This is a genomic window from Rudaea sp. (assembly GCF_036383415.1).
Classification (GTDB): domain Bacteria; phylum Pseudomonadota; class Gammaproteobacteria; order Xanthomonadales; family Rhodanobacteraceae; genus Rudaea.
The window spans coordinates 1-10451 of sequence record NZ_DASVOK010000389.1 but is presented as its reverse complement, the minus strand read 5'-3'; the positions used below and the strand labels follow the sequence as shown (position 1 = coordinate 10451).

The 10451-nt window shown below is 65.3% G+C and carries 11 protein-coding genes; 4 read left to right on the top strand and 7 right to left on the bottom strand.

Annotated elements, in window-relative coordinates:
* The 5 genes from VF497_RS14380 to VF497_RS14360 all read right to left on the bottom strand — a co-directional run.
* A partial coding sequence (locus VF497_RS14380; protein ID WP_330889894.1) for a DUF4124 domain-containing protein occupies positions 1-269 on the bottom strand: 269 nt, incomplete at its 3' end.
* 133 nt (positions 270-402) lie between these two features.
* Positions 403-573 carry a hypothetical protein gene (locus VF497_RS14375; RefSeq protein WP_330889892.1) on the bottom strand — a complete coding sequence of 57 codons (171 nt, stop codon included), beginning with the start codon at positions 571-573 and terminating at the stop codon, positions 403-405.
* Positions 574-946: 373 nt separating this feature from the next.
* Positions 947-2380 (bottom strand): M20/M25/M40 family metallo-hydrolase, encoded by a 1434-nt coding sequence (locus VF497_RS14370; protein WP_414706912.1) that lies wholly within the window; start codon positions 2378-2380, stop codon positions 947-949.
* A 210-nt stretch (positions 2381-2590) separates the two neighbouring features.
* Positions 2591-2992, bottom strand: coding sequence for a large-conductance mechanosensitive channel protein MscL (mscL, locus tag VF497_RS14365; RefSeq protein WP_330889888.1), 402 nt, complete (start codon positions 2990-2992; stop codon positions 2591-2593).
* A 112-nt stretch (positions 2993-3104) separates the two neighbouring features.
* Positions 3105-3548, bottom strand: a complete 444-nt coding sequence (locus VF497_RS14360) for a DUF3052 domain-containing protein (protein WP_330889886.1) — start codon at positions 3546-3548, stop codon at positions 3105-3107.
* A gap of 377 nt (positions 3549-3925) precedes the next feature.
* Here VF497_RS14360 and VF497_RS14355 point away from each other — a divergent pair, with 377 nt between their 5' ends.
* The 4 genes from VF497_RS14355 (at position 3926) to VF497_RS14340 (ending at position 8436) form a co-directional block, all read left to right on the top strand.
* Positions 3926-5167, top strand: a complete 1242-nt coding sequence (locus tag VF497_RS14355) for an efflux RND transporter periplasmic adaptor subunit (RefSeq protein ID WP_414706911.1) — start codon at positions 3926-3928, stop codon at positions 5165-5167.
* 67 nt (positions 5168-5234) lie between these two features.
* Entirely contained in the window at positions 5235-5924 is a 690-nt protein-coding gene (locus tag VF497_RS14350) for an ABC transporter ATP-binding protein (RefSeq protein WP_330889882.1), read from the top strand.
* 12 nt (positions 5925-5936) lie between these two features.
* A complete protein-coding gene (locus tag VF497_RS14345; protein ID WP_330889880.1) occupies positions 5937-7097 on the top strand; it encodes an ABC transporter permease in 1161 nt (386 codons plus the stop codon).
* Positions 7078-8436, top strand: a complete 1359-nt coding sequence (locus VF497_RS14340; RefSeq protein WP_414706910.1) for an ABC transporter permease — start codon at positions 7078-7080, stop codon at positions 8434-8436. Before VF497_RS14345 ends, VF497_RS14340 begins: the two co-directional genes overlap by 20 nt.
* A gap of 55 nt (positions 8437-8491) precedes the next feature.
* Here the strand turns inward: VF497_RS14340 and VF497_RS14335 are convergent, their stop codons facing one another.
* Positions 8492-9925 (bottom strand): short-chain fatty acid transporter, encoded by a 1434-nt coding sequence (locus tag VF497_RS14335; RefSeq protein WP_330889875.1) that lies wholly within the window; start codon positions 9923-9925, stop codon positions 8492-8494.
* A 68-nt stretch (positions 9926-9993) separates the two neighbouring features.
* Positions 9994-10451, bottom strand: a 458-nt coding sequence (locus VF497_RS14330) for a 3-hydroxybutyrate oligomer hydrolase family protein (RefSeq protein ID WP_330889873.1), incomplete at its 5' end; no start/stop codon positions are given.

Sequence of the window (10451 nt, the reverse complement as noted above, 5' to 3'; positions counted from 1 at the left end):
AAGGTCACTCCGGCGACGTATTGGCGGTGCGGTGGCTGCGGCGGAACCTGTCTGGCCGCGCGCTCGATCTGCTCTGTCGCCGCGGCGGGCAGCGGGCTGCTGGGCAGGTTCTCGAAGTTGATCGTTTGCTCGATCTTGCCGTTGACCGGCGGCCGATCGCTGTAGACGACTGTACCGCCGGGGCCGGTCGACTTGTAGACGGTTTGCGCTTGCGCCGCGCCGTGTAGCAGGCTCAGCAGGCCAGCGAAGACGAGGACGGCTATCTTCATCGAATGCCCTAAAGCAGGCAGGGTGGCGCCGATGCGGCCGCCTTGTCACCAGTCTAGCAGAGCCACCGCGCGCAGGATTCGCGTCCAGTCTGGCTCGGCTTCTAATCGCCGGACCAAAACGTCCTCGGTCCGCTCAGGCTGCGTAGAGCGGATAAAGGTTGTTTTCCTCGCGCTCGATGCGCAGCGTCAGCAACTTGCCGACCTGATTGTAGTCGTGCGTGAACGCATCCTGGTTGTCATAGGTCACGCGTTGCTGCTGGTAGCGTTTGACGAACTCGACCACTCCGCGCGCGATGCGGTTCATCTCCTACCAGGTTCGGGTCGTGGCGAATCGTGCGCTGCGGCCGGTCGAGGCCGCTCAGCACGTTTTGCGCCGAGGCATTTTGTGCGCTTGCGGCTTCCGCCGCCGGCTTGCGTTTGAACCAGGTGCTGAAAATGCCCATGCCCTCGACCCCCTGCGTCGCGGTTCTGGTTGATAGGTGCGCATCTGTTGCGGCAACTGCACTTTTGCGCACTATCGCACAGAGTGTTCCGCGCCAACTGCGAAGCAACGCACGCAGTGGCGCGGTCATGGCAACAATCGTGTTCGACCGACGAGTGCGAGGCGGGTACTCGCGGAATGCGGTGAATGAACCGGGAATCGTGGCGACGGCTACTCGGCGTCGCCGCGTTGCAAGTCACTCCTCGCCGTTGTCCTTGGCGAACGCGCCCGGCGCCGAGCCGAAATCGCCCTCGGCCTGCGCGGCCAGCCAGGTCCACGTGGCGTACACGGCGACGTTCTGCGCGAGTTCCTTGGGATCGATCTTGTCGAGCGTATCGTTCGCGGTGTGATGGATGTCGAAGTAGTGCGTGCCGTCTTGCAGCAGCGTCAGCGCGGCCATGCCCTTGGCGTGCATCTGCGAAAGATCGGAGCCGCCGCCGCCGGGTTTCTTGTCGTCGTAGTCGACGCCGATCGGCTTGAGCACGGCGGCAATTTGCGCGATTGCCGCGCGCGCTTCGGGTTTCACGCTTGCGCTCATGCGCCAGATCGGGCCGGCGCCGAAATCGGATTCGGTGCCGAGCACGTGCTTGGCGACTTCGGCCGCGTGTTTCTCCGCATAGGCCTTGCCGCCATAGAGGCCGGCTTCCTCGTTGGCGAACGCGATCACGCGGATCGTGCGGTCGGGACGCTGCGGCATCTGCTTGACCAGATGCGCGGCGGCAGCGGCGATGGCGACGCCGGCGGCGTCGTCGATCGCGCCGGTGCCCGGATCCCAGGAATCGAGATGGCCGCCGATGTCGATGATCTGCTCGGGATGCTTCCTGCCGGTGACTTCGCCGATCACGTTGGCGCCGCTGTAGTCGCCGTCGAAGCCGACGTCGAGGTCAAGCTTGAGCGTGACCGGCTTGCCGTGCGCGAGCACGCGCTCGAGCTGGTCGGCATCGGGATTCGACAGCGCGGCGGCGGGAATGCCGTTCGCCTTCGCGTCGGCGAAGCCGGTCACGCCGGTGTGTGCCATGCGGTCCCTGGCGTCGGTGCCGGCCGAGCGCAGCAGGAACGCGGCCGCACCCTTGCTCGCCGCGAGCGGCGGGCCGCCGACGCGGATCGACGAGCCCGTGCCGTAGTCGTGGCCATCCTTGTGCGGCTGCATCTTGAAGCCGACATAGACGATCTTGCCTTTGACCTTGGCGGGATCGGCGGCCTTGAGCGCGTCGAGATTCTCGAAGCGCACGACTTCGGCGGTGAGCCCGCCCGCCGGCGTCGGGAAGCTGTGGCCGAGCGCGGTCAGCACGAGGTTCTGCGGAAACGGAGAAACAATGGCGCCGGCCTCGTGGCGGCGCACCCATTTCGGATAGCTCACCGGTTCCTCATAAACCTTGTCGAAGCCGAGCGCCTTGAATTTCGCCATCACCCACTCGCGCGACTTGGCGTCGTTGTCGCTTGCGGCGAGGCGCGGGCCGACTTCGGTAGTCAGGCCTTCGACGAATTTGTACGCGGTGTCGTCGTTGAGCGCGCGGTCGCGCAGCTGCTCGGCGGCACGCACCGCCGCGTCGGGGATTCGTGTGTCCGCCGCATGGGCGGCGCCCAGGGCAAGCGCGGAAACGGCGGTGAGGCTCAGGGCGTAAAACAATTTCACGATAGAACTCCGGGTCTGGCGAGAAATGATGACGTGCGCGCAAGTTCGCGAAGCATGGCAGAGTCGCAAAATCAGCGGTCGTGCTGAAGGGCCACTTCATGCGCGAACGAGGCAGCCAAGTTTTGCGTCCGGTGCGTGCATGTCAAAAACGAAAAGGGCGCAGCACGATCGCTGCGCCCTCGTTTCGTTGCGCGGATCGCGCGACTACTTCTTCAGCGAGTCGCGAATCTCGGTCAGCAGCTTTTCGGTGGTCGTCGGCTCGGGCGGCGCGGCGGGCGCTTCCTCGGCCTTCTTGCTCATGCTGTTGATGATCTTGACCACGACGAAGATCGCTGCGGCGATGATGAGGAACTGGATGATCGAGTTGAAAAACACGCCAATCTGGATCGCCACCTCGCCCTTGCCGTCCGCGCCGGCGGCCTTGAGCACCCATTTCCATGCCGAGAAATCGACCCCGCCGATCAGCAGCCCGATCGGCGGCATGATGACGTTGTCGACGAGTGCGGAGACGATCTTGCCGAATGCTGCGCCGATGACGACGCCGACGGCAAGGTCGACGACGTTGCCGCGCATCACGAAAGCCTTGAATTCGGTAGCCAAGCTCATGGCGGGTACTCTCCTGAAAGTAAGGGGTTTGACTGCGTTGTGTGACGCAGTACTTAATCTACACCAAGATCGGTTAAAGGAAACCCTTTGCCCGGGAGCGGTCCCAGCCCGATCAGGGCGTCTTGTCGTCTGCCCTGCGGCGCACGAACTTGAGCGCGGACCAGACCTCGCTCACCGCACAGACCTTGATGTCGACCAGGCCGAGCGGCAGCACGATTTCGCGCAGCGTATCCTCGCTGATGTCGGTCGCAACCCGAGCCGTTTTCTTCGGCCACGAGATCCACAGCGCGCCCTTGTCGGCCAGGCCCGCGATCAGGCCGGGCAGGTCGCGTTGCAGCTGCGCGCGTTGCGTGGCGAAGGCGTGGGTGAAATCGCTGCTGCCGGTTTTGCGCGCAGTCACGGCAACCTGCGCGGCGTCGAAACCGCATAGACTGAAGTAGTCGTCCGGCGCGTTCGCCAAGCGTACGCGCAGCCCCTGCTTCAACCCCAGCTTCTGCCACAGCGGCTTGCCGGAATAGCCGGCAGCGGGCGGCAGCTGTTTGCGTGCGATCGGCATGAAAAATTTTCCGTGCGTGTCGAAAAGCGGGCTGCTCGTTCGTCGTATCGGGAAAGCGAATCGCGAAACTGCGCTCCGCCGGATTCCCGTCACATCGCGATCTGACAGTTGTCATTCCGCATTCGTGAGGATAGTCCCTGTCGCGCGAATCGTGGCATCGGCAGTATGGACCTATCTCAAAACGTAGCGAGCGAAGACAGTTCGCGCGTCGCCGGAGCGCAGGAACCGGAGTTTACGAGCAAGTAAATGTGGATTACATGCCGCTCCTGTCCGAGCACCGCCGGCGTGCCTGATCTTAGATGGGATCGGGTCGAGCGCAGTAGTTTTGAGATAGGTTCATGGCAAACTTGGGAAGTCACGGAACTCGCATGGGCATCATGGACAAATCGGATCTGCTGAACGAATTGCGTATCGGCAAGGAGCATCGCGACGACCACGCGGGTGGGGGTTCGCGCCTGCCGTGGATCGTTGCCGCAGCGATCGTTTTGGCCGTCGCCATCGGTGCGGCGAGCTGGTATTTCGTCGCGGGCGGTGCCAAGGCCTTCGAGGTCGAAGTCGCCACCGCCGCCGCGCCGAGCGCAGGCGGCGCCGACACCTCGGTGCTGCAGGCGACCGGCTATGCGACCGCGCGCCGCTCGGCAACCGTGTCCGCGCAGATCACCGGCACGCTGACCGAGGTGCTGATCGAGGAAGGTGACCGGGTCGAAAAAGGCCAAGTGCTTGCACGCCTCGAATCGACGCAGCAGCAGGCTTATCTCGCCCAGGCGCAGGCCGGCGCGCGCGCGGCGCAGGCGCAGCTCGTGCAGTTTCAGGCGCAGCTCGCGCAGAACCAGCGCGATCTGAAACGCCAGCAGGACATCGTCGCGCGCAAGCTCGCCTCGCAGCAGTCGCTCGAACTCGCGCAGACCCAGGTCGACACGCAGGCCGCCGCGGTCACCGCGCAGCGCAAGCAGGTCGACGTCGCCCAGGCCAATGTGCAAGCCGCGCAGGTGCAGCTCGACTACACCACGGTACGCGCGCCGTTCAGCGGCATGATCACGGCCAAGGCCGCGCAGGTCGGCGAAATCGTTTCGCCACTGTCGGCCGGCGGCGGCTTCACCCGCACCGGCGTCGGCACGATCGTCGACATGGATTCGCTCGAGATCGAGGTCGACGTCAACGAGTCGTACATCGCGCGCGTGGTGCCGAAGCAGCCAGCGCAGGCGACGCTCGATGCCTATCCGGACTGGAAGATTCCCGCGCACGTGATCGCGATCATCCCGACCGCGGACCGCGGCAAGGCCACGGTCAAGGTACGCATCGGCCTCGACGCGAAGGACCCGCGCATCCTGCCCGACATGGGCGCGCGCGTGTCGTTCTTCGAAGACGCGCCGAAGGCCGCGAATACACCGCCGCCGAAGGGCGTGCTCGTGCCGGGCTCGGCGATCGTCAAGCGCGACGGCAAGGACATCGTCTTTGCGATCGATGCGGATCGCGCGCGGGCAAAGCCCGTGACACCAGGGCAGACGTACAACGATCTGCGCTTGGCCGAAGGCATAGTCGCGGGCACGCGCGTGGTCAAGCAGCCACCGGCGGAAATGACCGACGGGGCGAAGGTGGAAATCAAGTCGGCGAAATAGGTTTTCGCCGCTGTCGAAATCGGCGTGTTTCGCACGTCGCCACAAAGAATCATCGAGGAGTTCAGGCATGGGTACGCTGGTCGAAATCCGCAATGTCAGCAAGACGTATGAGCGCGGCAAGCAGAAAGTCGAGGTGCTGCACCACATCGATCTCAACATCGCGCAGGGTGATTTCCTCGCGCTGATGGGGCCGTCCGGTTCGGGCAAGACGACGCTGCTCAACCTGATCGGCGGCCTCGATTCGCCGACGCAAGGGCAGATCAGCGTTGGCGGCACGCGCATCGACAACCTCAACCAGGGCGCGCTGGCCAAGTGGCGTGCATCGAACGTCGGCTTCATCTTCCAGTTCTACAACCTGCTGCCGATGCTGTCGGCGCAGAAGAACGTCGAGCTGCCGCTGCTGCTGACCAAGCTCGGCGCGGCGCAGCGCAAGAAGAATGCGGCGATCGCGCTGCAGCTCGTCGGCCTCGCCGATCGCGCCGGGCACAAGCCGACCGAGCTGTCGGGCGGCCAGCAGCAACGCGTCGCGATTGCGCGCGCGATCGTGTCCGATCCGACCCTGCTGGTTTGCGACGAACCGACCGGCGACCTCGACCGCCACTCCGCCGAGGAAGTGCTCGGTCTGTTGCAGACACTCAACCGCCAGCACGGCAAGACCATCGTCATGGTTACCCACGACCCGAAGGCGGCCGAGTACGCGAGCCATACGCTGCATCTCGACAAGGGCACGCTGGTCGAACAAGCCGCGCACGCATAACGGAGCGCCGTCATGAAATATCTGCATCTCATCTGGGCGGCGCTGTTCCGCCGCAAGACGCGCACGATCCTCACCCTCGTGTCGATCATCGCCGCTTTCCTGCTGTTCGGCCTGCTCGACGCGGTGCGCGTGTCGTTCGCCGAGGCCGGGCAGTCGGCGAACGGTGCCGAGCGCCTGCAGACCGGGGCCAAGCTGTCGTTCATCCAGCCGCTGCCACAGTCGCTGATGGCGCGCATCGCGACGATCGACGGGGTCAAGGAAGTCGCCCACGCGAACTGGTTCGGTGGCGCCTACCAGGATCCGCACAACCAGATCTTCACCTTCGCGGTCAGCGACAACTATCTCGACATCTATCCCGAGGTCAGTGTCGATCCGGGCGAAATGAAGGCCTACAACGACGACCTCAACGGCGTGCTCGCCGGCGAAGTGCTGGTGAAGAAATACGGCTGGAAGATCGGCGACAAGATTCCGCTGCAGTCGCAGATCTTCCCGAACAAGGAAGGCTCGAAGAACTGGAGCTTCAACCTGCGCGGCGTGATGAAGGCGAAGGACGAAAAAGCCTTCCAGAGCCAGATGATCATCCTGCACTGGAAGAACTTCGACGAGACCACGCCGTACAACCGCGGCCAGGTCGGCTGGTACATCAGCCGGGTCAAGGACGTCAACGACGCCGACCGCGTGGCCAAGGCGATCGACGCGCTGTCGGCCAACTCCGACCACGAAACGAAGACGCAGACCGAACAGGCAGCGACGCGCAACTGGATCAAGCAGCTCGCCAATATCGGCCTCATCGTCACCTCGATCATGGGCGCGGTGTTCTTCACCCTGATCCTGTTGACCGGCAACACGATGATGCAGGCGGTGCGCGAGCGCACGAGCGAACTCGCCGTGCTCAAGACGATCGGCTTCTCCAACGGCAGCGTGCTCGGCATGGTGCTCGCCGAATCGGTGTTGCTGCTCCTGCTTGGCGGCGTCATCGGCATCGGCCTCGTCACCGCGATCGGCGCGGCCTTGCCGAAGATGAGCGGCGGCATGATCACGGGCGCAGCGGTGGGTCCGAAGAGCTGGCTGCTCGGCCTCGTGCTCGCGCTCGCGATTGGCATCGTCATCGGCGCGCTGCCTGCGCTGCGCGCGATGCGCCTGAATATCGTCGATGCGCTGGCCGGACGTTGAGGAGAGACACGCCATGAAATTTCTGATCGGACTTCTGACCCTCATCGTCGTTATCGCCGGTGTATTCGTGTTCCTGAGCCTGCCCTGGCAGGGGCTGGTCGTGCTGCTGGTCCTGCTCGGCGCCTGGATGCTGCTCACGCGCCGCGGTCAGCAGGCGGCGCAGGTGACCGGCATCGGCGTGAGCACGCTCGGCCAGCGCCTCGGTTCTTCCGCGGTGATCGTGATCGGCATTGCCGGCGTCGTCGGCGTGCTCGTGGCGATGTTGGCGATGGCGAACGGCTACAGCGAAACCCTGCGCCGCAGCGGCAGCGGCGACACGGCGATCGTGATGCGCGGCGCGTCGGCATCCGAGGTGTCCTCGGTGCTCGGCCACGATGCGACCGTCGTCATTGAACAGGCGCCCGGCATCGCCAAGGACGAGGCCGGCAAGCCGATCTCCTCGCCCGAGCTCGTCGTTGCGGCGAACCTGCCGATGAAGGGCGGCGATCCTGAGCAGGACGTCGGCAGCGTCACCGTGCGCGGCGTCGGCGACATGGCCTGGAAGCTGCGCACGAACGCGAAGATCATCGCCGGGCGCAAGTTCACGCCGGGCCTGCGCGAACTCGTCGTCGGCAAGGGCGCGCAGCGCCAGTACGAAGGCATCGATGTCGATCGCGAACTCAAGCTCGGCAACCAGATCTGGAAGGTCGTCGGCATCTTCGAGTCGAACGACGCGATGGAGTCGGAGCTGTGGGGTGACGCCGACGTGGTCGGCTCGACCTACCGCCCGAACGGCAGCAACAGCCGCAGCTCGGTGTTCGTGCGCCTGACTGGCGCGGACGCGTTCGAGCCGTTCAAGGCCGCGCTGAGTTCCGATCCGCGCCTGCAGGTCGACGTCGACACGACCGCGAACTACTTCGGCAAGCAGAGCGAAGGCACGACGAAGATGATCACCGTGATCGGCATCGTCGTCGGCGCGATCATGGCGATCGGCGCGGTGTTCGGCGCGCTCAACACGATGTTCGCCGCGGTCGCGACGCGCGCACGCGAGATCGCGACTCTGCGTGCGATCGGCTTCCGCGGCGTGCCGGTCGTCGTCGCGATCATGCTCGAAACGATGCTGCTCGCGCTGATCGGCGGTGCACTTGGCGGCCTGATCGCCTGGCTCGTGTTCAACGGTTACACCGCCTCGACGATGACCGCAGGCACGACCGGCCAGTTGATGTTCACCTTCAACGTCGCGCCGTCGGTGCTGTGGACCGGCATCAAGTGGGCGCTCGCTATCGGCTTTATCGGCGGCTTGTATCCGGCGTTGCGTGCCGCGCGCCTGCCGGTGACGACGGCGTTGCGCGAGTCCTGAAGAAACATTCGAAGTGGCGAAAAACGGGGCGCGCAGGCGCCCCGTTTTCGTTTCGTCACGGCGCGGGCAGCACCGGTGGGTGCCAGGACAAGGTCTGTCCGAGCATCCAGAGCAGGAACAGCACCAGCGGCACGTGCACGACGAGCTGGATCACCGTGAAGCCGATCAGGTCGCGCGCCTTGAGTCCGAGCACGCCGAGCAGCGGCAGCATGAAGAACGGGTTGATCAGGTTCGGCAACGCTTCGGCGGCATTGTAGATCTGCACGGCCCAGCCGAGGTGGTAGTGCAGGTCGTTCGCCGCCTGCATGACGTAAGGCGCCTCGATCAGCCACTTGCCGCCGCCCGAAGGCACGAAGAAGCCGAGGATCGCCGAATACGTGCCGATCACGAGCGCGTAGGTGTCGTGCGAGGCGAGCGCGACGAACACCGACGACAGTTTTTCCGCGACCGTGTGCCCGTCGCTGCCCTTGGCTACGGTGAGTATCGCCGCGATGCCGCCATAAAGCGGGAACTGGATCAGCACGCCGGTCGTGCTCGGCACCGCGCGCTTGACCGCGTTGAGGAAACTGCGCGGGCGCCAGTGCAGCAGCAGGCCGGCCATGACGAACAGGAAGTTGTAGGTATTGAGGTTGGAGATCGCGAGATACCAGACCTTGCTCGCGAACTCGTGTACTACCCAGCCGAGCGCGAGCAGGACGACGAGGATGGTCAGCAGCGGACTGCGCTCCAGCCATTCGCCGGGCACGCGCGTGGAGGCATTGTCCACTTCTGTACTTTTATCATTCTGCACATCGGTGAAATGTTCCGCGCCCTGCGCCTCGGCCGCCCCGGGTGCCGACCACCACGCGATCAGTGCGGAAACGGCGATCAGGATCAGCGTGAGCAGCATCGACTGCCAGAGGAAGATCGTCTCGGTGAACGGGATCACGCCGGTGATCGGCAGCAGCGTCTTCGGGATGCTCGCCGGGTTGGCCTGCAACTGCGCGGCCGACGACGACAAGCCCATCGCCCACGACGCGCCGAGGCCGAGGTATGCCGCTGCGCCCGCGGCGCGGTAGTCCATCGCGAGATTCGTGCGCCGCGCGAGCGCGCGCACGAGCAGGCCGCCGAAGACGAGGCTGAAACCCCAGTTGATCAGCGAGGCGAGCATGCTGACGATGGCGACGAACGCGATCGCGCTGCGTGCATTCTTCGGTATCGCCGCGAGCGCATCGATCAGGCGTGCGACCGGCGGCGAGGAGGCGACGACGTAGCCGCCGATGACGATGAACACCATCTGCATCGTGAACGGGATCAGACTCCAGAAGCCGTCGCCGAACGCGACCGCGGTGGCGCTCGGTCCCGCGCCGATCGCGAGCGCGGCGAGGGCGACGATGACGACGCCGAGCGCGGCGAAGACATAGGCATCGGGGAACCAGCGTTCGGCCCAGTTGGAGACGCGCAAGGCGGTGCGCGCGAGGCCGCTGCTGGCGGTGCTTGTGCTGCTCATGTTCCCTCCGGTTGGCGAGTTGTTTCGTATCGTGTCGGCGTTGTCTGTTTCGCGATCGGCCGGACAAGTCAGGGCGGCAAAGCGAGATGCCGCGCTTCGAGCGCGCCCGCGCCGCGCGGCTGCGCCTCCGGCGTCGCGCCCGCTTCGAGCGGCTTGCCGTGGACGACGTGCGCGTACATCTTGTCGAGCGCGGCATAGGCATACGCCAGCATCGGCACGTAGCGGTTGCCGAAGCCGGGCCACGACAGGAACGCGTCGAAATGCTGCGCGTGCGGCACGCGCCAGTACGCAGCGTTGCGCCCGTTCGCGCGCAGCCAGGCGAGGTAGGCGTCGGAGGAGAACGCGGCGGGAATCAGGCCGTCCGCGGCGCCGTGGACGAGGAAGATCGGCAGCTCGGCACGCGGCAGTTGCGCCTGCGTCGCGCGCACGGATTCGTGCAGGCGCTGCGCCGCCTCGTCCGTGCCGGTCCACAATTCGCGCAAGCTCACGAGGCCGCGCCAGGTCGGGTCGGCGCCGTTGCCAGGCT

What these genes read in the sequence shown, in the direction of transcription:
- VF497_RS14375 (WP_330889892.1), bottom strand. Translation starts at nt 573, where the DNA reads ATGAACCGCATCGCGCGCGGAGTGGTCGAGTTCGTCAAACGCTACCAG.
- VF497_RS14340 (WP_414706910.1), top strand. Translation starts at nt 7,078, where the DNA reads ATGCGCTGGCCGGACGTTGAGGAGAGACACGCCATGAAATTTCTGATC.
- mscL (WP_330889888.1), bottom strand. Translation starts at nt 2,992, where the DNA reads ATGAGCTTGGCTACCGAATTCAAGGCTTTCGTGATGCGCGGCAACGTC.
- VF497_RS14355 (WP_414706911.1), top strand. Translation starts at nt 3,926, where the DNA reads ATGGACAAATCGGATCTGCTGAACGAATTGCGTATCGGCAAGGAGCAT.
- VF497_RS14345 (WP_330889880.1), top strand. Translation starts at nt 5,937, where the DNA reads ATGAAATATCTGCATCTCATCTGGGCGGCGCTGTTCCGCCGCAAGACG.
- VF497_RS14350 (WP_330889882.1), top strand. Translation starts at nt 5,235, where the DNA reads ATGGGTACGCTGGTCGAAATCCGCAATGTCAGCAAGACGTATGAGCGC.
- VF497_RS14360 (WP_330889886.1), bottom strand. Translation starts at nt 3,548, where the DNA reads ATGCCGATCGCACGCAAACAGCTGCCGCCCGCTGCCGGCTATTCCGGC.
- VF497_RS14335 (WP_330889875.1), bottom strand. Translation starts at nt 9,925, where the DNA reads ATGAGCAGCACAAGCACCGCCAGCAGCGGCCTCGCGCGCACCGCCTTG.